Annotated in this window: 20 protein-coding genes; 14 read left to right on the top strand and 6 right to left on the bottom strand. The window is 60.3% G+C overall.

Translation table 11 applies throughout. The annotated features are described in order from the left end of the window. Positions 1-52: 52 nt before the first annotated feature. The 3 genes from AB8B31_RS07080 to rpsI all read left to right on the top strand — a co-directional run bounded on the left by AB8B31_RS07080 (position 53) and on the right by rpsI (position 2,181). Complete coding sequence (locus AB8B31_RS07080) at positions 53-931, top strand: LysR family transcriptional regulator (RefSeq protein WP_131703097.1); 879 nt, start codon at positions 53-55, stop codon at positions 929-931. Between the two features lie 316 nt (positions 932-1,247). Beyond that, positions 1,248-1,712, top strand: a complete 465-nt coding sequence (rplM, locus tag AB8B31_RS07075; RefSeq protein WP_003558420.1) for a 50S ribosomal protein L13 — start codon at positions 1,248-1,250, stop codon at positions 1,710-1,712. Between the two features lies 1 nt (position 1,713). Further along, complete coding sequence (rpsI, locus tag AB8B31_RS07070) at positions 1,714-2,181, top strand: 30S ribosomal protein S9 (RefSeq protein WP_018241561.1); 468 nt, start codon at positions 1,714-1,716, stop codon at positions 2,179-2,181. A 285-nt stretch (positions 2,182-2,466) separates the two neighbouring features. Here the strand turns inward: rpsI and AB8B31_RS07065 are convergent, their stop codons facing one another. Further along, positions 2,467-4,443: an acyltransferase family protein gene (locus AB8B31_RS07065; protein WP_131703098.1), complete on the bottom strand. Its 1,977-nt coding sequence runs from the start codon at positions 4,441-4,443 to the stop codon at positions 2,467-2,469. A gap of 365 nt (positions 4,444-4,808) precedes the next feature. On the opposite strand from AB8B31_RS07065, the gene cml reads away from it, so the two are divergent. The 4 genes from cml (at position 4,809) to AB8B31_RS07045 (ending at position 9,154) form a co-directional block, all read left to right on the top strand. Continuing rightward, entirely contained in the window at positions 4,809-5,996 is a 1,188-nt protein-coding gene (gene cml, locus AB8B31_RS07060; RefSeq protein ID WP_131703099.1) for a CmlA/FloR family chloramphenicol efflux MFS transporter, read from the top strand. A 224-nt stretch (positions 5,997-6,220) separates the two neighbouring features. Further along, the gene (gene speB, locus AB8B31_RS07055; protein ID WP_018241559.1) at positions 6,221-7,183 is read left to right on the top strand and encodes an agmatinase; all 963 of its coding nucleotides are present in this window, start codon (positions 6,221-6,223) and stop codon (positions 7,181-7,183) included. 60 nt (positions 7,184-7,243) lie between these two features. Beyond that, positions 7,244-8,176, top strand: coding sequence for an N-acetyl-gamma-glutamyl-phosphate reductase (gene argC / locus AB8B31_RS07050; protein WP_018447506.1), 933 nt, complete (start codon positions 7,244-7,246; stop codon positions 8,174-8,176). Between the two features lie 186 nt (positions 8,177-8,362). Continuing rightward, positions 8,363-9,154 (top strand): sulfite exporter TauE/SafE family protein, encoded by a 792-nt coding sequence (locus AB8B31_RS07045; RefSeq protein ID WP_018447504.1) that lies wholly within the window; start codon positions 8,363-8,365, stop codon positions 9,152-9,154. Positions 9,155-9,179: 25 nt separating this feature from the next. On the opposite strand, the gene AB8B31_RS07040 is transcribed toward AB8B31_RS07045, so the two are convergent. Next, positions 9,180-10,283 (bottom strand): COX15/CtaA family protein, encoded by a 1,104-nt coding sequence (locus tag AB8B31_RS07040; RefSeq protein ID WP_131703100.1) that lies wholly within the window; start codon positions 10,281-10,283, stop codon positions 9,180-9,182. Positions 10,284-10,398: 115 nt separating this feature from the next. Here AB8B31_RS07040 and AB8B31_RS07035 point away from each other — a divergent pair, with 115 nt between their 5' ends. Both AB8B31_RS07035 and AB8B31_RS07030 read left to right on the top strand, forming a co-directional pair. Then, complete coding sequence (locus AB8B31_RS07035; RefSeq protein WP_018241554.1) at positions 10,399-10,608, top strand: DUF2842 domain-containing protein; 210 nt, start codon at positions 10,399-10,401, stop codon at positions 10,606-10,608. Between the two features lie 119 nt (positions 10,609-10,727). Then, a complete protein-coding gene (locus AB8B31_RS07030; RefSeq protein WP_131703101.1) occupies positions 10,728-11,966 on the top strand; it encodes a GNAT family N-acetyltransferase in 1,239 nt (412 codons plus the stop codon). A 6-nt stretch (positions 11,967-11,972) separates the two neighbouring features. Here AB8B31_RS07030 and AB8B31_RS07025 read toward each other — a convergent pair whose 3' ends face one another. Next, on the bottom strand, positions 11,973-14,171 hold the full coding sequence (locus AB8B31_RS07025) for a GumC family protein (protein WP_131703102.1): 2,199 nt from the start codon (positions 14,169-14,171) through the stop codon (positions 11,973-11,975). 190 nt (positions 14,172-14,361) lie between these two features. On the opposite strand from AB8B31_RS07025, the gene AB8B31_RS07020 reads away from it, so the two are divergent. The 4 genes from AB8B31_RS07020 to AB8B31_RS07005 all read left to right on the top strand — a co-directional run bounded on the left by AB8B31_RS07020 (position 14,362) and on the right by AB8B31_RS07005 (position 18,981). Continuing rightward, entirely contained in the window at positions 14,362-14,937 is a 576-nt protein-coding gene (locus tag AB8B31_RS07020; protein WP_018241551.1) for a polysaccharide biosynthesis/export family protein, read from the top strand. 3 nt (positions 14,938-14,940) lie between these two features. Further along, positions 14,941-16,110, top strand: a complete 1,170-nt coding sequence (locus AB8B31_RS07015) for a glycosyltransferase family 4 protein (protein ID WP_018447500.1) — start codon at positions 14,941-14,943, stop codon at positions 16,108-16,110. A gap of 73 nt (positions 16,111-16,183) precedes the next feature. After that, on the top strand, positions 16,184-17,746 hold the full coding sequence (locus AB8B31_RS07010) for an undecaprenyl-phosphate glucose phosphotransferase (protein ID WP_131703103.1): 1,563 nt from the start codon (positions 16,184-16,186) through the stop codon (positions 17,744-17,746). Then, on the top strand, positions 17,743-18,981 hold the full coding sequence (locus AB8B31_RS07005; RefSeq protein ID WP_439007428.1) for an O-antigen ligase family protein: 1,239 nt from the start codon (positions 17,743-17,745) through the stop codon (positions 18,979-18,981). The genes AB8B31_RS07010 and AB8B31_RS07005 overlap by 4 nt, the downstream gene beginning before the upstream one ends. 27 nt (positions 18,982-19,008) lie before the next feature. On the opposite strand, the gene AB8B31_RS07000 is transcribed toward AB8B31_RS07005, so the two are convergent. The 3 genes from AB8B31_RS07000 to AB8B31_RS06990 form a co-directional block, all read right to left on the bottom strand. Then, the gene (locus AB8B31_RS07000) at positions 19,009-19,842 is read right to left on the bottom strand and encodes a carbohydrate ABC transporter permease (protein ID WP_018447497.1); all 834 of its coding nucleotides are present in this window, start codon (positions 19,840-19,842) and stop codon (positions 19,009-19,011) included. Continuing rightward, positions 19,842-20,735, bottom strand: a complete 894-nt coding sequence (locus AB8B31_RS06995) for a carbohydrate ABC transporter permease (RefSeq protein ID WP_047621652.1) — start codon at positions 20,733-20,735, stop codon at positions 19,842-19,844. Before AB8B31_RS06995 ends, AB8B31_RS07000 begins: the two co-directional genes overlap by 1 nt. Positions 20,736-20,860: 125 nt before the next feature. Continuing rightward, on the bottom strand, positions 20,861-22,198 hold the full coding sequence (locus AB8B31_RS06990) for an extracellular solute-binding protein (RefSeq protein WP_028733645.1): 1,338 nt from the start codon (positions 22,196-22,198) through the stop codon (positions 20,861-20,863). Between the two features lie 177 nt (positions 22,199-22,375). Between AB8B31_RS06990 and AB8B31_RS06985 the strand changes: the two genes are divergently transcribed. Continuing rightward, positions 22,376-22,990: a GNAT family N-acetyltransferase gene (locus tag AB8B31_RS06985; RefSeq protein WP_131703111.1), complete on the top strand. Its 615-nt coding sequence runs from the start codon at positions 22,376-22,378 to the stop codon at positions 22,988-22,990. Positions 22,991-23,330 lie beyond the last annotated feature (340 nt).

The following is a 23,330-nucleotide window of genomic DNA, read 5'->3' as shown; positions in this document are numbered from 1 at the left end:
TGCCGCGAGAGAAGCTTATTGATATTATAATATGCATAAGGACTTCTTTGGTATGCCTCTCAATCTTGATCAGCTTGCCACCTTCGTCAATGTTGCCGATCTCGGAAGCTTTACGGCTGCGGCCGACAAGGAAGGCCTGACGCAACCGGCCGTCAGCCTGCAGGTCAAGGGGCTCGAACAGCGGCTCGGCGTCCGGCTGATCGAGCGCGTCGGACGGCGAGCACAGCCGACCGCTGCAGGCCTCGACCTGCTCGCGCATGCAAGGCGGCTACTTCAGGAATCGGCCGCCGCGGAAGAAGCGATGGTGCCGTACAGAGATGGTGCGAGCGGCCGCGTGCGCATCGGCAGCGGCGGCACGGCGTCGATCCATCTGCTTCCTCGCGCCATTGCTGCCGCCAGAAAACGCATGCCCGGGCTCGAAATCACCGTGCGCATCGGCGATGCCGACGGCATTCTGCACGAACTGGAAGCCAACAGCCTCGACATCGCTGTCGTTGCCCTGCCGGCATCGGGACGGAACTTCGAGATCGAACCGTTCTACGAAGAGGAATTGCTGGCCGTCGCCCCCGCGGGCAGCCTCATGCCCGAAGAGGGACCGGACGCCGCTTTCATGCGCGACAGGACGCTGCTGCTCTATGAGGGCGGCAATACCAGGCGCGCAATCGACGCGTGGTTAGCCGCCCCGGATACCAGGATCCGACCTGCGATGGAGTTTGGCAGTATCGAGGCGATCAAGGAGCTGGTGGCTGTAGGACTTGGCTGGTCGATCCTGCCGGGGCTGGCGCTGAAGCGCGACCGCGCCGGCCTCGTCACGACATCATCGCTGAACCCGCGGCTGACGCGCCGCCTCGGCATGGTTCTACGCCGGGACAAACATCTGACACGCGGCCTTCGCGAAATGATGAAATGCCTGCGCGCGTTCAAAGGTTGAGAGCTGCTTTCGACCGTCGGACGTTACGTCAAACCGGCAGAGGCGACGCCAAAAACGTCCGGCGCAGCAGCCTGGGACCTCGACAAATATGAGGTATTATAATACCATATATCTAACTTATTGTTTTTGCTTTATTTTTTTTCCAAACCTCGGGAAAGTCGATATTGACCCCATGTCGTATTCCCTTTATACACCGCGCCAGAACGCAGCCTATCCGGGCTGCTTTCTTTTTGGCATGCCTCGAGCGTGCCAATCCAAGCAACAAGAAACGCCCTTCAAGCCTTCGGGCCAAGGGTCCCAAAAGAGAGTATTCACTATGGCAACCTTCTCCCAGAAGCCTGCAGAGGTGGAGAAGAAGTGGGTGATCATCGACGCCGAAGGGCTGGTCGTTGGCCGTCTCGCTTCCATCATCGCTATGCGCCTGCGCGGCAAGCACAAGGCAACCTTCACGCCTCACGTTGACGACGGCGACAACGTCATCGTCATCAATGCCGAAAAGGTCGTTTTCACCGGCAAGAAGTATTCCGACAAGGTCTACTACTGGCACACCGGTTATGCCGGCGGCATCAAGGAACGCAGCGCACGCCAGATCATCGAAGGCCGCTTCCCGGAGCGCGTCCTCGAAAAGGCCGTCGAACGCATGGTTCCGCGTGGCCCGCTCGGCCGTCGCCAGATGAAGAACCTGCGCGTTTACGCCGGCTCCAACCATCCCCATGAAGCCCAGCAGCCGGTCGCCCTCGACGTTGCCGCGCTCAACAAAAAGAACGTAAGGAGCGCCTGATATGGCTGACCTCTCCTCCCTGAAGGATCTCGGCACGGCTTCCGAAGCTGCTGCTCCGGCCCACGTCCGCAAGGTCGATTCGCTCGGCCGCTCCTACGCGACCGGCAAGCGCAAGAACGCCGTCGCCCGCGTCTGGGTCAAGCCGGGCTCCGGCAAGATCATCGTCAACGGCAAGGAATTCGCGGAATATTTCGCACGTCCGGTGCTGCAGATGATCCTGCGCCAGCCGATCGTCGCGGCTGCCCGTGACGGCCAGTTCGACATCATCGCAACCGTTGCCGGCGGCGGCCTCTCCGGCCAGGCCGGTGCCGTTCGCCACGGCGTGTCCAAGGCGCTCACCTACTTCGAACCGGGCCTGCGCGCGGTGCTGAAGAAGGGCGGCTTCCTGACCCGCGACAGCCGCGTCGTCGAACGCAAGAAGTACGGCAAGGCAAAGGCCCGCCGCTCGTTCCAGTTCTCCAAGCGTTAATCGCTTCGGACAGACAGAATTTACGAAGGCCGGGGCAACCCGGCTTTTTTGTTTTGCTCTGTTGGAGTGATTCAGCTTTTCATGAAAACGCAGAACTGTTCTGATCTTTTATTTCTATGCAATTCCTACAGCGCTGCGTTCGTTTCTGGCCCACAAAGGACGCTGTAGCACTTTGAATTGCTCTAGCGCATAACCCCGAAAATCTGAATCGATTTTCGGAAAGGATTATACGCAAATTCAAAGCGATAGAGCATTCTTAGCGCGCATGAAAAGGCCCGCGGCGCACTAGAAGTGGCTGGAAGAGAGCGCTGCCACGCCGTTCTCGGCCACCATGTCGTCTCGCCTGAGGGCGACCAGAATTTCGTCCGCAACGGCTTCCGCCCCCGCCGGGGTGAAATGCACCTTGTCGAAAATAAAAGCCTTGCCTTCCCGCGCCAGATCGCATCGCCCCATCTCTATCCCGCAGAAAATCTTGGCCGGATCGACGCGCAGGACATGCCTGTCTTTGGGCTCGTCGAGATAGGCGTAGGAGGACGATGATTGCTGGAGAAACTCATCCTGGGCGATGGTGATGGTCGGTGCCGGCATGCCCTTGTGCATCAGCTTTGCGACCTTGGCCGCGATCTCCGTGTCTCCGCGCGGATGAGGATAGACGATGACGACGCGGATGCCGACCGATGTCAGATCGCTGACGGTTTTGTCGAAAGCATCCCTCAACCTCTGCCTTACGTCGGATGTCGCGACTTCCTCATCCTTGAACACATATCGTGATTGCCCGAAGAAGACCTGCCAGGAGGCGGCGAGAAAGACCGTTTTCACCTTGCTCTTGACGAGATAGTCGATCGCCGCAGCGTTGAAGGCACCGCACTCGCGCGCCTGGAGAGGGACCATCGAAACATCAGCGACCGGCGCACAAAAGCTATGCGTAATCTGCTCCAGGCCGACATCCATGCCGTCCAGGCGCCTGGCAAGCGCGGGCGTCAACGCCGATGCCAGGGAATCTCCGAGGATTGCGTATGTCTGCGCGTGGCTGCTATTGAATATGCAGTTTTTGATCGGCATCGCATTCCAACCCGACCCGCTCTCGATCAGGCAGGTCTTGCTCCATTCGCTGTCCGCGATAAAATCTTTGATCGGCTCCGGAAGTCGCCAGGGGATACCGCGCGTATCGTGGCCATAAAATCCGAACGCGCAAAGAGCTGCAAGAATCACTGACGCCGATAGAGCCAGGCCGCGGCGGGACGGCAGCAATCGGTGCCGGACCCTGCGGAACGGCTGTTCGACGAAACGCCACGATAAGTAACCAAGAACAAGAGAAAAGCAGGCCAGCACGCCCATCTCGGTGATCGGCGGCGGATCGATGCTGCGAATGCGCGCAAAGGCAAAAAGCGGCTGGTGCCAGAGATAGGCGCTGTAGCTGATCTTTCCGATCATGATGAAGGCGCGGGTCGAAAGCAGTGCCGCCACCATTGTTCCCTGTTGCGCAAAGAGTAGCACGAGCATCGTACCGACCACGGGAACTAGTGCGAGCGTGGAGGGAATGGACGAGGTCTCGTCGAAATAAAAGACGGAGAAGGCGATCATCGAGAACCCGAGGAGCGACAGCGGATCGCTGCCGCGTTGTTGCCCCTTCAACTGGATGAAGCTGCAGATCGATCCGGCCAGAAACTCCCAAGCCCGCGACGGCAGGAAATAGAAATTGGCCGAGGGAAAGACGCGTGACGCCCACTCGCTGTAAGCAAGGCTCGCAAACGCGATCGCAACCAGGACCGCAAAGAGCCAGCTCCGCTTGCGCTTCCACATGAATATGACAAGCAGCGGAAAGAACATGTAGTACTGCTCTTCGACGGCGAGGCTCCAGATATGGAGCAGCGGCACCTCTCCGGCCTCCGGCGCGAAGTAGCCGCTATTGAACCAGAACAGGAAATTTGCACCAGAGAGGCTGGTGGCAATCAGGCTGTCGGAGAAGGCACGAAACTCCTGCGGCATGATCCAGAGCCAGGCGAAGGGCAGGCAGCACAAGATGACAAGAAACAGGGCCGGCAGGATACGGCGGGCGCGGCGCTCGTAGAATGCCGCCAGCGAGAAGGTACCGTCGCACATCTCCTCAAGGATGATCGACGTTATCAGAAAGCCGCTGATCACAAAGAAAACATCGACACCGATGAAGCCGCCGGCGAAGAGACTAAAGCCCGCATGAAACAGAATCACAGGCATCACGGCGGCCGCCCGAAGACCGTCGATCTCTCGTCGATAAACCACTGTAATATTTCCTAAAATATCGTGTTCTTGCTAAGCGTTGCGTTGCCCCTACAACCTGGGCTACATATGCAATTATAAAACTTCATGCAAGTATGGATTTTAAAAAATTCACAACTAAACCACTGCTTTTATCCATCTCGACGGCGCAGGAGGGATCGCCATCTGTTGCCGAGCCTCTGCTACGCTGATAGTTAACGTCAAAGCGCTTCGGGAATTCACGGGTCGAATCATGGGAACAACCAAGTCCGCAGACAAATAGGCCGCAACAACTTTGCCCTGTTGTTGCGGCGTCTGTCCGGCCAATCCCGATACTGATGAAGAGACAGATCGCCGCCGAATGAAATCATTTGAGCGGGTTCTTTCCCATGTCCTATCCCAAAATCCAGCCCTGGAACTATTCCCTGCCGGCAGCTTTGCTGCTGATGGCACCGTTCGACATCCTGGCCTCGCTTGCCATGGATATCTATCTGCCGATCGTGCCGGTCATGCCGGAGGCGCTCGGCACCTCGCCGGCCGTCATCCAACTGACCCTCAGCCTCTACATGCTCGTGCTCGGCGCCGGGCAGATCGTGTTCGGGCCGATTTCCGATATTGTCGGACGACGGCCTGTCCTGCTCGGAGGCGCGGCACTCTTTGCCGCTTCATCCTTCCTGCTTGCCGCCTCCTCGTCAGCACCAATCTTCGTGGTGTTGAGATTGGTGCAAGCCATCGGCGCGTCGGCGACACTGGTTGCAACTTTCGCAACAGTGCGCGACGTCTATGCCGGGCGTCCCGAAAGCAGCACGATTTATGGCCTTCTCGGCTCCATCCTCTCCTTCGTGCCTGCATTAGCTCCGATCGCCGGAGCCCTGATCGCCGATCGCTTCGGTTGGCGCGCCATCTTCCTCGTCATCGGCCTCCTTTCGGTTGCCGCCCTTTTCAATGCCGGCATGCGGTGGCATGAAACCCGCCCCGCCGCCACTGCAAAGATCGCTCTCCGCCCGATCCTTACAAGCTTACCCTTCTGGGTTTATACAGTGGGCTTCAGTACAGCGATGGGCACCTTCTTCGTCTTCTTCTCGACAGCACCCCGCATCTTGATCGATAAAGCCGGATTCTCCGGCATCGCCTTCAGCTTCGTCTTTGCCACGGTGGCGCTGGTAATGATCGTGACGGCGCGTTTTGCCAAACACTTCGTCATGCGCTGGGGCATTGCAGGCAGCCTTGCCAGAGGCATGGCCGTGCTGCTTTCCGGCGCTATGCTGCTTGTCTTCGGAGAGTTGTTTCTGCAGCCTTCCCTGGTCAGCTTCGTCGTGCCGATGTGGATCATCGCGATCGGCATCGTCCTTGCGACCGCGGTCACCGCCAACGGCGCGCTCGACGCCTTTGGCGACACGGCAGGAACGGCGGTCGCGCTTTATTGCTGCGTCGAGAGCATCATCGTCGGAGTTGCCGGAACTTTCTTCGTGCTTCTGCTCGGCGGCGACAGCGCCTGGCCGCTCGCGGCCTATGTCTGTGCGACCGCGCTGACGACGCTGGCTGGATTGTGGTGCCTGCCGGAGCCGGCCCGATAGGCAGACGAGCAAATGACGGTCGCTCGACGATAACGAGCGGCCGTCGTCCGAACGATCGCTTGAAATCTGTACGCACCTCGCCTACCCCTTTCTGCGCGCAGGGGATCGGCCAGTTCCTTCGCGAGAGAACCGCCGCCTGGCACCCTCACGTCAACGGCGATCATGCAATGCAGCGTCCGCATCGAACGCGACTACGGTTTTGCGACCGAAAAAAGGAGCATGACTTGGCGAACAGATCGATTGACCACGCCTTCACGGCGACCAGCCTCACCTCCGCTGCCAGCGACCCGACATTTGCCGGCGCCCTGTCCTTCATGCGCCGCCGCTTCACCAAGGAGCTCGCCGGCGTCGACGTTGCCGTCTGGGGTATTCCCTTCGATGCCGCGACATCGAACAGGCCGGGCACACGTTTCGGGCCGCAAGCGATCCGGCGCGCCTCGGCGATCTTCGACAATGATGCGCAATATCCCTTCCACCGTGATCTCTTCGCCGAAATGGCCGTGATCGACTACGGCGATTGCCTGCTCGATTATGGCAATCATCAGGACACGCCAGCCGCCATCGAACGACAGGCGAATGTCATCCTCGACAGCGGCGCCTTCCTGCTGACGCTCGGCGGCGATCATTACGTCACCTGGCCGCTGCTGAAAGCCCATGTGGCAAAACATGGGCCGCTGGCGCTCGTGCAGTTCGACGCGCACCAAGACACCTGGTTCGACGAGGAACGCCGCATCGACCATGGTTCATTCGTGGCGCGGGCCGCCCGCGAGGGCATCATCGATCCCGACCGCTCGATCCAGATCGGCATCCGCACCCATGCGCCGGAGGATTGCGGCGTCAACATTCTCTACGGTCATCAGGTCGAGGAGATGAGCGCCAGCGATATCGCCTCGGCGATCATCTCCCACACACGCGGGGCGCCGGCCTATCTCACGTTCGATATCGATTGCCTCGATCCGGCCTTTGCGCCGGGCACCGGCACGCCGGTTGCCGGCGGACCGTCGAGCGCCAAGATCCTCTCGGTGCTGCAGCGCCTGCACCAGCTCGATATCCGCGGCGCCGATGTCGTCGAGGTGTCGCCGCCCTACGATCATGCTGATATCACCGCCATTGCGGGGGCAACGGTGGCGATGTATATGCTGGGTCTTCATGCCGAACGACGCGCCATCGCCGTGTCACAAGGCTGACCTATCATCCTCAAACTGAATCCGGAAACCTTCAGAACCCATTGAAAGCGCAGGTTTAACATGGCACCGAAAATCTTCATCGACGGCGAACACGGCACGACGGGTCTGCAGATCCGCACGCGCATGGCCGGCCGCCGCGATGTCGAGCTTCTGTCCATACCCGAAGCCGAGCGGCGCAACGCCGCCATGCGCGAGGACATGCTGAACAGTGCCGACATCGCCATTCTCTGCCTGCCCGACGATGCGTCGAAGGAAGCGGTGCAGATGGTTTCGGCCAACAACAATGTGCGCGTCATCGACACCTCGACCGCCTTCCGCGTCAATCCCGGCTGGGCCTATGGCTTTGCCGAGATGGACGGCGCGCAGGCCGACAGGATCAAGGCCGCCCGTTTCGTCGCCAACCCCGGCTGCTATCCCACCGGAGCGATCGGCCTCATCCGGCCGCTGCGCGCCGCCGGCATTCTGCCCGACGGCTATCCGGTCACGGTCAACGCGGTCTCCGGCTATACCGGCGGCGGCAAGCAGATGATCGCGCAGATGGAAAACCCGGATCACCCGGATGCGATCACCGCGCCGCATTTCCTCTATGGCCTGCCGCTCACCCACAAACACGTGCCCGAGATGACCGTGCACGGCCTGCTCGACCGCGCGCCGATCTTCTCGCCGTCGGTCGGCAAGTTCGCGCAGGGCATGATCGTGCAGGTACCACTGCATCTCGACGATCTCGCCGAGGGCACGACGATGGAAAGCATCCATGCCGCACTCGTCGCCCATTATGCCGGCCAGGATATCGTCAGTGTCGTGCCGCTGACCGAAAGCAAGGCCCTGCCCCGCGTCAACGCCGTCGAGCTCGAAGGCAAGGACACGATGAAGCTCTTCGTCTTCGGCACCTCAGGCGCTTCGCAGGTGAACCTCGTCGCGCTGCTCGACAATCTCGGCAAGGGCGCCTCGGGCGCCGCCGTCCAGAACATGGACCTGATGCTCGCCTCATAAGGCGCAGACGACGGCATCGAGGTGATGCCATTCGAGCTTTGTGTCGATCTCTTCATCATGATCTTTCCCCCGCGGCCGCCTCCCTCGGCGGCCGCAGCATCGCTTTCGGCTCGATCATCGGCGACGATTGGGCTATGAGAGCGGACTTTCCTCGCCCGCTATTCCCGAATCACGGAGCCTGATGTCATGACGCTCGATGCGCTTATCGCTGGCGTAAGCGCATGGTTTGACGCCGCCCTGCCCGATCATGGCATCTATGCGCTGATGGCGTTTGCCTTCATCGCCGGGCTCGCCCGCGGCTTTTCGGGCTTCGGCGCCGCATTGATCTTCATTCCGCTCGGCGGTGCGATCGTCGGGCCTAAGCTGATCTCGCCGATCCTGCTCGTCATCGACGGCATTGCGGCGCTTGGGATGATCCCTCCCGCCTGGCGCGGCGCCAACCGGCCCGAGGTCTTCGTCATGGCGGCGGGGGCCGCCCTCGGCGTGCCGGCCGGCACGGCGATGCTGGCTCTGCTCGACCCGATGTTGCTGCGCTGGAGCATCACCATCATCGCCATCACCCTGCTCGCGCTTCTCGCATCCGGATGGCGCTACCATGGCGCCCCTTCTGCACCGCTCAGCAGCGGCGTCGGCCTGATCGCCGGGCTTTTCAGTGGCGCTGCACAGCTCGGCGGACCGCCGGTCGTCGCCTACTGGCTCGGCGGCAAGAGCGACTTCACGCGCGTCAGGGCGAATGTCGTGCTCTACTTCTCGATCTCGTCCGTTTTCAGCGCCATCAGCTATTATGTCGGCGGACTGTTCGTGCCTGCCGTCTTCGCGCTGACCGCCGTGATCCTGCCGAGTTATGCGGTCGGGCTCTACGGCGGCTCGAAACTGTTCGGGCTTGCCGAGGAGCGGACCTTCCGCATCGCCTGCTACATCCTGATAGCCGCCGCCGCGATCATCGGCATGCCGCTGCTCGATGGGGTGTTGCGATAGATCCGCCCCGAGAAACCAGCTCGCTTCAATCGCGTTCGGCGATCATCGTCCCATGCGGATATTCGCCGTAAAAGCCGCGCCAATTGGCGACGGCGAAACCGAAAACCACCAGCGCACCGGCTTGGTGCAGCAGGCCCCAGTGAAGCGGCACCTGCATCAGCAGCGTGGCGATGCCGATCGCCGCCTGCAGCGTCACCAGCGCGAAGAGCAGGACGGCGCGGCGTGCATGGGTGGTCCAAGGTGCTGCGCGAAGGGCGATCACCATGTTGATCAGCGTCAATGCGAAGAGGGTATAGGCGCCGATGCGGTGGATGAACTGCACCGTCTTCGGGTTCTCGAAGGCATTGATCCAGAAGGGCTGCTGGATCAGCAGATCGTAGGGGATGACCGCACCATCCATCAGCGGCCAGGTATTGTAGGAAAAACCGGCGTCGAGCCCCGCCACCAGCGCACCAAGATAGATCTGGAACAGCGCGAAAATAGCGATCGCGGCGGCAAAACCGCGTGAGCTTCGTGCCGGCGCCGGATCGTCGGAATGTCTGGAGAGACCGCGCATGATCCACATGCAGCCGGCAAAGATCAGGCAGGCCATGACGAGATGCGTCGCCAGCCGGTACTGGCTGACGTCGGTTCGGACGGAAAGACCCGAGGACACCATCCACCAACCGATAAAACCCTGCAGGCCGCCGAGCGCCAGGATGCCGACGAGTGGCCAACGCAGACGCTTCTCGATCCGCCCGGTCAGCCAGAAATAGATGAGCGGCAGCGCGAAGATCACGCCGATGCCGCGGGCGATCAGCCGGTGCGCCCATTCCCACCAGAAGATGCCTTTGAACTCATCGACGGTCATGGAATTGTTCAGCTGCTGAAATTCGGGAATGCGCTGGTAGAGGCGGAATTCCTCCTCCCATTCGGCAGCCGACAGCGGCGGAATGACGCCGTGGATCGGCTTCCATTCGGTGATCGACAGGCCGGAATTGGTCAGCCGCGTGGCGCCGCCGACGAGGACGAGACAGAAGAGCGCCAATAGCACGAAACCGAGCCAGAGACGCAAGGCGCGGCGGTCACGATTTTGCCTGCGCACTTCTCTCAGGATCGCCTGTTCCGTGGTCGGGTTTGCGACGGCCATGATATCTCCTTCTATCCGGCAGTTGATTTGCCCCACCGGCTCATGCAAAACAAGCCCCGAACCTTTGCGGCATGCCGTCGCGCCGGTTCGACCCATCCATTGCAAGAGATAGCCGATGCCCATCCGCCTCCGCAAATTCATCGGCACAATCCTGATCATCGTGCTCGTGCTCGTCTATGCGCTGGTGGCGAATACGATCGCGGTGGCAACGCTCGGCAACGCGCCCTGGTGGGGACACTTGCTCTACTTCCTGTTCACCGGCCTGCTTTGGGTATTGCCGGCGATGGTGCTCATCAAATGGATGGCCGGGCCGCCGCAGAAGTAGGGCCATTAACGGCCGAATAACCGTGATCCGCGGAAAACCTCGTCCATCGCGTGCGGTTAAACCAAATATACGTCTGGCATACCTACCTTCCCGTTCAGCATTCTTGACCGGAGAAAACCGTGCAGACGCAAAAGCTCGATGTCCATGAACAGCAGTCCGACAAGGCGCTGGCCGAAGCGGCCATTTCGCGCTTGCGCCAGCTGAGCATGAAACTCGCCATGGCCGAAATCGACATTGAAGTCTTCGATGCGATGCAGCCGCTGGAGGATGAGTGGCGGGCGCTGGAGCGCGACAATCTCCAGTCCCTGCATCAGAGCTACGACTGGTGCACCGCCTGGGTGAGCGCCTTCCAGCGGCCGCTTGCAATCCTCAAAGGCACCCATGCCGACCAGACGGCTTTCATTCTGCCGGTCGAAATCGTCAAGTCCCGGGGGCTCGCGGTCGCGAAGTTCATCGCAGCCGATCACAGCAACATCAATACCGGCCTGTTCTCCGAGAGTTTTGCAGAAAGCGGCGGAACCATCGACGCCGGCAAATTCGCCGGCCAGCTTCAGCAGGCACTCAAGGGCCGGGCCGATCTGCTGCTGCTGCAGAACATTCCGCTGGAATGGCGCGGGCGACAGACCCCGCTCACGGGGCTGCCGATGGTGCAGAACCAGAATCATGCCTACCAGCTGCCGTTCTTTCCCACGTTCGAGGAAACGCTGAAGCAGCTCAACGCCAAGAACCGGCGCAAGAAATTCCGCGTTCAATCGAAACGCCTCGAGGCGGCCGGCGGCTTCGAATACCTCATTCCCGGGACATCGGAAGAACAGCACCGCCTGCTCGATATCTTCTTCTGCCTGAAGAGCGCCCGCTTCGCCAACCTCGGCCTGCCCGACGTCTTCGCCGACAGGGAAACGCAGACCTTCCTGCACGGCCTGCTCGACAAGCTGGATGACAGCAAGCAGTATTTCGGGCTGCAGATGCATGTACTCCGGCTCAAGGACGGGCATGAGGGTAAGATCGCAGCGATTTCAGGGATTTCGCGCAAGGGTGACCACATCATCTGCCAGTTCGGTGCGATCGATGAAGAACTCGTGCCGGATACGAGTCCCGGCGAATTTCTCTATTGGCAGACCATTTCGGGATTGCATGGCAAGGGCGTCGCGCTGTTTGATTTCGGCCTCGGCGACCAGACCTACAAGCGCTCCTGGGCGCCGGTCGAGACCCCACACTACGACGTGGTGCTGCCGGTCTCGCCGTTCGGTGTGATCGCCGGCGCCGCGCACCGGATCGTCACCCGCGGCAAGGCGCATATCAAGGCGCGCCCGAAGCTCTATAAATTCGCCCAGGGCATCCGGGCACGGATCGGTTGATCCCGTTCAGGCCGCCCGGCCGAGCGTCTGCTCGGCCCCCTCGCCGCCCGACATCAGTACGACGCGCTCATAGCCTGCAGCCTGGAATTCCGTCATCAGTGCAACGAAGATGGCCTCCTCGACCTCAGGCAGCGAGAGGATGATCTCGACGTCGCGGCTGCGCGTCAGCCGCGAGACGCCGGCGACATCGGCCGAACCGCATTCGACCACCACGAGGTCGTATGCGGCGGCGAGCGCATCGAGCAGCAACGACAGCCGGTCGACACCGCGCATGGCGCGGCGCACGTCGCTCTGGCCTTGAGGGATGAGATGGGCATCGGAAAGGCGGTCGCCGTGGATCGTATCGCCGAATGCGGCCTCACCGCAAAGCAGATCGGTGACGCCGAGGGCGGCCTGGTCCTCGGCCATCAGTTCTGTGGGATAGCCGGAACCGGTCATGTCGATCAGGATGACGCGGCGGCCGGCGTCGGCGAGCATGCGGGTCAGCGAAACCGTCGCCGCCGAGCCATTGTCGCCAGTCGGAGATATGGCGATTGCCAGCGGCGCGCGGCTGCCGGTGAGATAGTCTGCAACTGAGGTGACGGAGAATTCATTCTCGTCCTCTGGCGCCTCCTCGGCAGCCTCCGCGTCCTCTGGCGCCTCCTCGGCAGCCTCCGCGTCCTCGGTCGTATCCTCTTCGTCCGCGACAACGGCGAGCATGCTCGGCTGAACGGGTTTTCTGGCGGGAGTGGCGATCGGAGCAGCCTGCGGCACATGCTTCTCCTCGACGACCGCTTCTGCCTCGATTGCCTCCGGGGTCGCATCTGCCGGGCGCAGCGCCCGGCCGCTGAAGAGTTCGGTCAGCATGATGACGATGGCGCTCATGATCAGCGTCGCGACAGCAGCGACGACAACGATCGGCACCACCTTCGGGAAATAGGGATCGACCGGCTCAACAGCCCTGGAAACGATCCGCGCATCCGCAGGGCTCGAATTGCTGTCGGCGCGGGAGGCAGCCTCGCGGTAGCGCACCAGATAGGTTTCGAGCAGCTGACGCTGGGCGTTTGCCTCACGCTCCAGCGCATTGAGACCGACCTCGTCCTCACCGGCGCGGGCGCTAGTGGCCTGCACCGTTTCCGACTGCCGCTCGAGTTCGCTCGCGCGGAGATCCGCGACCTTGGACTCGTTCTCGATGCTCGCCAGGATCTTCTGCGTCTCCTGGCGGATCTGGGTGCGGATATCCGAGAGCTGAGCACGCAGGCTTTTCAGCCGTGGATGATTGTTGAGAAGGCTGGTCTGCAGATCGGAGATCTGCGATTGCAGGCCGGATTCCGTCCCCTTCAGCCGCTGGATCGCCTGTGAGGACATGATGTCGGGCAGCGTATCGAAGGCCTCGCCCGAAGACAGTGCGTTTCGCACCGCCTGCGCCCTCGCCTCAGCATTGGCCTTGTCGCCCCGCACGCGGGTCAGCTCGGCGGAGATATCATTCAATTGCTGGGCCGGAAAAGTGGTCGTGCCGTTCGTCTGCAACAGCCCGTGCGACGTGCGGTATTCGGCGACCTTCTTCTCGGCTTCGCTGACCTTCCGGCGCAGGCCTTCGATCTCCGGCTCCAGCCAGCGGGTCGCCTCGGAATTGGAATCGAGCTTGGCGCCGCTCTGGGTCGAAAGATAGACATTCGCCATGGCGTTCGGAATGGCGGCGGCGAGCTTCGGGTCCTTGGAGGTGAAATTGATGCCGATGACGCGTGAACCCGGCACCTGATAGACCTGCAGGCGCTCGACGAAGGCGTCGATGACGCGCTCTTCAGGCGGATTTTCCAGCGGGTTCTTCTTCAGGTGCAGCTTCACCAGGATACTGCTCATGGCCGAGCCGCTGGCGGCATCGTCGAATTCCGGCAGGTTATAGAGCTTCAGGTCGTTGATGACCCTCTTGAGGAGATCGGCCGATTGCAGAAGCTGCACCTGGCTGGCGATGTTCAGTTCATCCATCAGCGGACCGGCGCTGGCGTCATTGATCTGCTGCGTGCTGGCGAAGGCCGGCGCTCGGGGTTCGATGAGGATGCGTGTTTCGCTGCGATATTGCGGCGACATGATTTTGGCGCCGGCAAAGGCGACGCCCGCCCCCAGGAGGGTGATTGTCAAAATCCGCAGACGGCGCGCCCAGACCGCACGGACCAACTGGCCGAGGTCGATGTCCACATCCTGATCACGAGCTACGCCGGACATGCTCTTACTCCACAACAAAGGTGCCGTAAGCGTAAACGACCATGGTAACTCAACGGTTAATGGCGATCTCGCCGAGAAATGAGTGATGATCGATCGAGGAAACCAGGAAATTGCAAGCGCCCTTTACCGGGCATTAACCCTAACGGATCGATAACGACTGCACCGAGTTCATTTTTGTGAGCACAAGCGGATGTCTGTCGTCCAGCCCAAGATCCTTTTGGCCCTGAGCCTTGCAGCCATGATGGCAGCATTGGGCGGCTGCACGACGTACAAGCCGGCGCCGAAGGCCTTCAACGAGGCGACTATTCAGCCTTATACGCTGGACAGCGGCGATCGACTGCGCATCACCGTCTTCGACCAGCAGAGCCTTACCAACACCTATACGGTGGATCAGGCCGGCTATGTCGCCTTCCCGCTCATCGGCCAGGTCCCTGCCCGCGGCCGAACCCTGCAGCAACTCTCGGGACAGATAGCCCAGAAACTGCAGCAGGGCTATCTTCGCGATCCCGACGTCACCATCGATGTCGATCGTTATCGTTCGGTCTTCATCATGGGTGAAGTCGGCCAGCCCGGCCAGTATGCCTATGTTCCCGGCATGACAGTGCAGAATGCCATCGCGGTTGCCGGCGGCTTCACCAGCCGCGCCAACCAGCGCATGGTCGATGTCACGCGCAAGATCAATGGACAGGTGCTGACCGGCCGCATCAATATATCAGGGCCGATCATCGCAGGTGACACGATCTACGTTCGCGAACGGCTTTTCTGAGCGATGGAAAAACAGCAGCCGCTCCGCATCCTTCATTGCTTCAGGTCACCGGTCGGCGGAATTTTCCGCCATGTCCGCGATCTCGTCGAGGAGCACAGCAAGGCCGGCCATGAAATCGGCATCCTCTGCGACAGCTCGACCGGCGGCGAGTACGAGGACAGCCTGTTCGATGATATCCGTCCCTATCTCTCGCTCGGCCTGACACGCGTGCCAATCCGGCGTTCGATCAGCCCGTCCGACATTGCGACGATGTGGGACACATACAAGAAAATCAAAAGTTTGCGGCCGGATGTGCTGCACGGACACGGCGCCAAGGGCGGCGTGCTCGCGCGACTTGCCGGCTCAGCGTTGCGGGTGAACAGGTATCGCGTAGCCCGCCTCTATACCGCGCATGGCGGAAGCCTGCATTATTCGCGCTCCTCCCTCGGAGGACAGTTCGTCCTCAAGATGGAGCGCCTGCAGGAATATTTCACCGATGCGCTGGTCTTCATCTGCGAATATGAGCGCGATACCTACGCGCGCAAGGTCGGGCGGCCGCGGACGAAGACGAGACTGATCTACAACGGCATCGGCGAGCGCGATTTCGAGCCGATCCCGACCCGCTCGGATGCCGTGCATTTCATCTATGTGGGAATGCTGCGGGACCTCAAGGGTCCCGATCTGTTTGTCGATGCCTTCGCCAAAACGGAACGGCTGCTCGGCAGGCCACTGTCGGCGCTGATGATCGGCGACGGGCCGGATCGCGACCGCTACCGCGAAATGATGGTCGAACGCGGCCTTGGCAAACGCATCGGCATGCTGCCGGCAATGCGGGTCCACGAAGCCTTCTCCATGGCGCAGAACCTCGTCGTTCCCTCGCGCGCCGAAGCCATGCCCTACATCGTGCTCGAGGGGCTCGGCGCCGGCAAGACGATCATCGCAAGCCGTGTCGGCGGCATCCCCGAGGTGCTCGGCGCCGACAGCGCAGCCCTGGTGGAGCCCGGTAATTCCGACGATCTCGCCCGCGTCATGGCGGAAACGCTGAGCACGCCCGATTGGCACGCCAGGACGATGCCGAAGCCCGAGGCGGTGAAGGCGGTGTTTTCATCCGCCGTCATGGCACGCGATGTCCTGAAATTGTATCATGAGCTCGTCAACCCGGCTGCCAGCCAAGCAATGCCCGTCGCCTCGTAAATATTTCTTAGGGGCTTTCTGGTACTTCGCTTGCTGACAACGAGCGACGATGCCCCATGAACAAGCTGGCCCCATGAACAAGCTGGAAAAAGGCGATCAATTCGACGTCGAAGCGCTGCGCAAGCAGGTCTCCGACATCGAGGTGCGCGGCGACACGGGTGAGGAGAAGCCTTCCGACCCGACCGAAATCAACCCCTATGCCCGGCAGATTGCCGAACAGTTCCGCGACGGAACCAATTCGCCTGCCATCATCATCGGGCAATTGCGGCTGCTGGAATTCCTGGCGCTCTTCGCGATCGCCCTGATCGTCCACTATTTCTGGCCCGGCGACGGCAGCGATTCCCTGCTGATGCGGACCGGCATGGCGGCGATCGCTTCGGCCTTGACCGTCATCAGCCTGCAGCTTGCCGACACCTACACCATTCCCGCGCTTCGGTCGAAGCTGCGGCTGATGCCGCGCATCGTCGCCTCGTGGACATTCGCGCTTTTCCTCACAGTCGGGCTGTTCGCGCTCATTCGCGGCACCACATGGGCGATGGTCGACGCCTATATTCCATGGTTCGCCGCAGGCGCGCTCTTCCTTGCGGCCGAGCGTTTCCTCGTCGCCTACGGCATCCGCAACTGGGCGCGCAACGGCCTCATGGAACGCCGCGCCGTCATCGTCGGCGGCGGCGAGCCGGCCAAGGCCCTGATCCGCGTCCTCGAACAACAGGCCGACAACGACATCCGCATCTGCGGCATCTTCGACGACCGCGGCGAGAAGCGCTCGCCGATCATGGTCGCCGGTTATCCGAAACTCGGCACCGTGGCCGAACTCGTCGAATTCGTACGGCTGACGCGCATCGACATGCTGATCATCGCCCTGCCCCTGTCGGCCGAGGCCCGTATTTACGACCTTTTGAAGAAGCTCTGGGTTCTGCCGGTCGATATCCGCCTTGCCGCGCATGCCAACCGGCTGCGCTTCCGGCCGCGCGCCTATTCGCATGTCGGCTCGGTGCCGATGCTCGATATTTTCAAGAAGCCGATCCGCGACTGGGATTCCGTCGCCAAGCGCGGTTTCGACATCTTCTTCGCGCTCGTCGCGCTTGCGCTTCTCTGGCCGATCATGGTCGCGACCGCAATCGCCATCAAGGCGACATCGGAAGGCCCGGTCTTCTTCATGCAGAAGCGCCACGGCTTCAACAACGAAATCATCAACGTCTTCAAGTTCCGCTCGATGTACACCAACATGGCCGATCCCACGGGCAAGGCCGCGGTGACCAAGGGCGATCCGCGCGTCACCCGCGTCGGCCGCTTCATCCGCAAGACCTCGATCGATGAACTGCCGCAGCTCTTCAACGTGCTGAGAGGCGATCTCTCGCTGATCGGCCCACGCCCGCATGCCGTTCTCGCCCAGGCGCGCGACCGCGCCTTCGGCGACGTCGTCGAGGGTTATTTCGCCCGCCACCGCGTCAAACCCGGCGTCACCGGCTGGGCACAGATCAACGGCTGGCGCGGCGAAGTGGACAATGACGAGAAGATCAAGTTCCGCACCGCTTACGACCTCTATTACATCGAGAACTGGTCGCTCTGGTTCGATCTCAAGATCCTGTTCCTGACGCCGATCCGGCTGCTCAACACGGAAAACGCCTATTGAGCGCGATCGAGGCGACATATTCCCGTGTCGCCCAGCCGCAGCGGACGACGCTGCGCCTGATCGGCTCGGCCTTTGTTGCCTTCGGCGTCTTCCTTTCCGGCTTCGTGATCGACGAGCCGGCGCCCTATGAACTCTGGATGGCGGGGCTGATCGGCCTCTGGTTCATCCTGGGCTTAAGGATTTCGCGCGGCGTGGCGCCGCTGCTCGCCCTTTTGCTCACCTTCAATATCGGCGGGATGCTGTCGCTGACGCAGATGAAGGACCTGGCGACCGGGCCGATGTATATCGCGGTGTCGACCTTCCTGGCGCTGACGGCAGTCTTCTACGCGGCGATCATCGAGGACAGCCACAAGCGGCTGCCGCTGATCTTCAACGCCTGGACCTTCGCCGCCGTCGCCACCTCCGCGCTCGGCATACTCGGCTATTTCCATGCCTTTCCGGGCGCGGAAGTCTTCACGCTCTACGACCGCGCCAAGGGCGCCTTCCAGGACCCCAACGTCTTCGGCCCCTTCCTGGTGCCGCCATCCCTTTATCTCATCCACGGCATCCTGGCCGGCGACCTGAAGAAATCGCCGCTGAAGGCCGCGGCCCTGCTCGTGCTTGCGCTCGGCATCTTCCTCTCCTTTTCCCGTGCCGCCTGGGGGCTCTTCGCGCTTGGCGTGGCGCTGCTGATCCTCATCATGCTGCTGAAGGAGCGCAGCGGCGCCTTTCGCTTGCGAGTCCTGGTCCTGTCGCTGGCGGCGATCATTATGTTGGTCGCCTCGCTCTTGGTGGCACTCCAGATCCCGAAGGTCGCCGAACTGTTTTCGGCGCGCGCCCAGCTGGTGCAGCAATATGACGGCGAACATCTCGGCCGTTTCGAGCGCCACCGGATCGGTTTCACCATGATGATGGAGCGCCCGTTCGGTATCGGCCCGCTGGTGTTCGGCACGATGTTTCCCGAAGACGAGCACAATATCTGGCTGAAATCGCTGACCACCTATGGCTGGCTCGGCTTCGTCAGCTATGTCATCATGCTTCTCTGGACGCTGGCTCTCGGCTTCCGAAACCTGCTGCTCGACCGGCCGTGGCAACCCTTCCTGATGATCGCCTGGATCTCGGTTCTCGGCCATGCGACAATCGGCAACGTCATCGACATCGACCACTGGCGCCATGTCTATCTGCTGCTTGGCACGGTCTGGGGCTGCGCGGCACTGGAAGTGCGCCACAAGCGAAGAGTGAGGGGCGCGGTGTGAGGTCTTGCCGCCGACAGCATCGGCTGTCTATTTCGTCGCTCCCGCCGTCAGGCCGGCAATGAACCGTCGCTGGAAAACCAGATAAGTCACGATGAGCGGGAAAATCACGATCACCGCGCCGGCTGTCAGAACCGGCGTGTTGACGGTATAACGCCCTTGGAAAAACAGCATGCCGAGGGGCAGCGTCCGATAAGCGTCGTCATTGACCAGAATGAACGGAATGAGAAACTCGTTCCAGGTCCATATGAACAGAAACAGCGCCAGCGTCGACATTGCCGGCACCATGAGGGGGATAACGATCTTGCGCAGGATATAGAAGCGTCCGGCGCCATCGAGAACCGCCGCTTCGAGAACTTCTTCCGGCAGCTGCTGCATCGCGCTGGCGAGGAAGATCGTTGAGAATGGTATCGACATCGCGATCTGCGGCACAATCAGAGCCGCATAGGTATTGATCAGTCCGAGATACCGCATTTCATAATAAAGCGGGATAATGAACGCTTCCGCCGGCACCATCATGCCGAGCGTCAGGATAGCGAACAGCGTACGCCGCAGCGGAAATGACAGGTATGCGAATGCAAAGCCGGTCAGCAGGCCCAAAAAGACGCTTGCAGCGACGACGGGTATGACAACGATGATCGAATTCCAAAAGTAAATGTTGAAATGTCCGGCATTCCAGGCATCGACGTAATTTTCGAAATGTGGATACGCCGGCAACGCGAATGCACCCTGCAGAACGTCAGCCTTGCTCTTTATTGAGGTTAGAAGCAGGAGCAGGAAGGGGATGATCGTGACGAAAGCAAGAAGCCAGAGGACAATGCGGAGGAATAGCGGACCGGCCGAAATGTTAAATGAACGGCCCATCAAGCCACTCCTTTATGCTGCGATCCTACAAATCGGTGAATTGCATAGTTGATTACGAATGTGAGTATCGCGCCCACAATGGCGATGGCCGCTGCGGCGCCGAACCGATTAAGCTCGAAGCCGAGCTGATACATGTAGATATTCGGCACAAGCGTAGCGTTGGCTGGTCCACCCCGGGTCATTGTAAAAATCAGGTCGAAGCTTTTGATCGAGGCTATGACCGTCAGAAGCAAAACCACCCTTATTTCAGGCAATAGAAGCGGCAGCGTTATCCAGAAAAAGGTTTTTCGCGCCGAAGCGCCATCGACCTTGGCAGCGTCGAAAAGAGACGGGTCGATGCGCTGAATTCCGGTCAGGAAGATGACCATGCAAAAACCGAAGAAATACCATGTGGCAACGATCCCGACCGCGGGGAGCACAAAATTGAAATCGCCCAGCCACGGCAGCGCGAAGGCGCCCAACCCCACAGCTCTCAGAAACTGATTGAACGGGCCAAAGGCAGGATTGTAGAGCCATGCCCAGATGATGCCCAACACGGCAGTCGGCATGATATAAGGCAGGAACAAGAAGGTCCGCAGGGCGAGTTGTTCGCGTTGCTTCAGATTCCAGACGCAAGCAGCAAGAGCTATACCGAGCACCAGCGGCAGGACACAGTAGAAGATCATAAGCTCGGCATTGTTACGCAAGGCAATATAAAAACGACTGTCAGAAAAGAGATCGGCGTAATTGCCCAAACCAACCCACTTGGGCATGCTCAAGCCGTCCCAGCTGGTCAGGCTCAAACCCAAAGCCGCGAGGATCGGTCCAAAGACAAAAGCCGCGTAGAACAGCAATCCAGGCAATAAATAGATAAAATTGGTATGTTGCGAGCCATCAAGTGCGGAGCGTTTCATCCAGTACTCCATAAAGCCAAAGCTGTGATCATCACGCAGCAAGCCGATCGCAGTGCTCATTTATTTGGATCGACGAGACTCAGGCCACGACCGCAGGGGACGGCCGTGACCTGCGCCCACAGTCTTTATTTCTTGTCCTTCAGGTACGCCTGATAATCCTTGTCCATGGCATCGACAAAGGCTTCGGGGGTGATATTGCCGGACAGAAGAAGCGGCGTGTTGTCGTCTATTGTCTTCAGCATCGTTGGGCTCGACCAATCGGGGTAATGGCCGAGAGCGTCGTTTGCGTTGAGTGTCTTCCACATTTCGATGCCGGAGCTGAGGAGCGGCGTGAGCTTTGGCTTCGCGTCAGCCGCGAGCGAAGTTGCCGGGAGATAGCCAGCATTGGCCCAGGTTTCAGCAGCCTTCTCTGAAACCATATAGTCGATATATGCGCCGGCTAGGTCCTGTGTTGGCTTAGTTTTGGCAAGGCTCGTTATCGCCCAGGCAAGATCCACACCCCCGACACTCATGGGCTTGGAAATGCCTTTCGGGGCGGGGATGGCCATGAAGCCGATATCCGGATTGTGTTGCATGTCACCGAAATACCAGGTCCCGGAGATAAGAAACGCGCCCTGTCCGGAAATGAAAAGCTGGACGGCGTCGTCACCCGAGATGCCTTCGAAACCAGGGAAAAAATAACCGCCCTGTGCCCACTGCTGCACGAGTTTGGCGGATTCGATGTTCCCCTTGGTGTTCCAGGAGCCGCCTCGGCCGTAGATCAGATCGTCAAGTTCGGCGCGATTGCTCGCGTCGATATGCGCTTGGTCGATGGCGCCGATCATATGCAGGGCCAGATGCTGCTTTGCCGAGCCCATCATGAAGGGCGGGACGCCCTTTTCCTTCAGCTTGTCGAGATCGGCCAGGAACTCCTCGAAGGTTTGCGGCAGCGCTACTCCTGCATCGGCGAGGATCTTTTTATTGTAGAAGAGGCCAACGATCTCGCCGAGGCCGGAGATGCCGTAGGTCTTACCGACCCCAAATTTTCCATCCTCCCAGCGGTCTCGAGCAAGCACGGAATCCGACTGGAGCTTATCCCAGCCATATTGTTTGATGTAGTCGTCGACCGGCAGGAGCAATCCTTCCTTGACCATCGCCCCCATGTCACCGGCACCTTGGTTGACCTTCGTGATGACAGGGCCATCACCCGCTGAAACCGCAAGCTTCAGCGTCAGCTTCATGTCATCAAAGGTGCGGGCAGTGCGTTTGATAGTGACGCCGGGATGGGCAGCTTCGAAGTCCTTGTTAAGCTGCTCTATGACCGCACTCTGGCCTTCATAGGTTTGGTCATCCCACACGGCCAGGTCGTCAGCGCGCGCGGCTGCCGAAAGGCCAAAACTCAGAAGCGCCGCGCCAGCAAGCGCGACAGCTGCTTTCAATCCGTATGCCGGCAGTATGCTGATCGATTTCACAGTTCTTTTCATCTGCTCCACCTCATCTGGTTTATTCTCCACTCTCCGCTCAGGCCTTGCGCCAAGCACCGGCCGAACGTTTTCTTCCCCCAGAGCTTTGCCTGGCTGGCGAATCTGAGGTAATCGTCAATGCATCCGCACCTCTCGCGACCTAAAATGACAAAGCGCCACGCAGGAGGTGGCAAAGTGATGGACACCAGCTGCTTCATCCGCCCCGCGATTGAAGCGGATATCGACGCCTTTTTCGACATCTGCCTGAAAACCGCGAATGGCGGTCATGATGCCAGCACGCTTTATAGCGACCCGCATCTGCCCGGCTACATCTGGTCGGTACCCTACCTCAAGTTCGCCCAAGACTTTGCCTTTGTTCTGGTTCAGGACGGCCAGCCGGTTGGCTACGTCGTGGGGGTACCGGACACCGGCGGGTTCGACAGAGACTTGCAGACAAACTGGTGGCCGTTCGTCCGCCAGCAGGTTGCGGGACTGGCACCCACCCGTCCGCGCGACGCCGACGTGATGGAACGAATTCAAAATCCGCGCAGCGGAACGGCGTGGCTTCAAGACCAGTATCCGGCGCATCTTCACATCAACATCCTTCCCGGACTTCAGGCAAGCGGTTGGGGACGCAGGATGATCGGCACGGAGCTTCAAGCGCTTCGAAGCCGCGGGGTCGGAGCCGTGCATCTCGGTGTCGACCCAAACAACGAACGCGCCAAGGGTTTCTACCGTCACCTTGGCTTTTCCGAATTCGAGCGCGATGGCTCCGTCGCCTTTGCTATTCGGATTGACCAGGCATTGGGTTGAAGTACTTCCTGGTTTCTGCGAGGCACGGCAAGGCCCTGTCTCGTAGGTATAAGGACCCTTGATTGGAGAAAATCTCACACGCCCAGAGCTGCCTGCTCCCCACAAGGCGAGATCAGCGTACCTATCTGGATGAACCTTCGCCTGAAGGCGTTGTGCCATCATCGGCAGTAGAACAGGTTGCTCGGCGGAAAGCTGTCCATCAATCGAGGGCTTCATCATGAGCAAATCCTCGGCAGCCAGGTTCAAGGAGTCGGCGGAACGCGAAAGAGGAAAGAGCTAGCTAAACCTAGCCTAATTCTTCTTCGGGCGATCTTGACGGGCGCACGGCTAACCAGACGAT

The sequence above is a fragment of the Rhizobium sp. 62_C5_N11_2 genome (assembly GCF_051811185.1).
In the GTDB taxonomy this organism is placed as follows: domain Bacteria; phylum Pseudomonadota; class Alphaproteobacteria; order Rhizobiales; family Rhizobiaceae; genus Rhizobium; species Rhizobium leguminosarum.
This window is presented reverse-complemented; position numbering and strand designations above follow the sequence as displayed.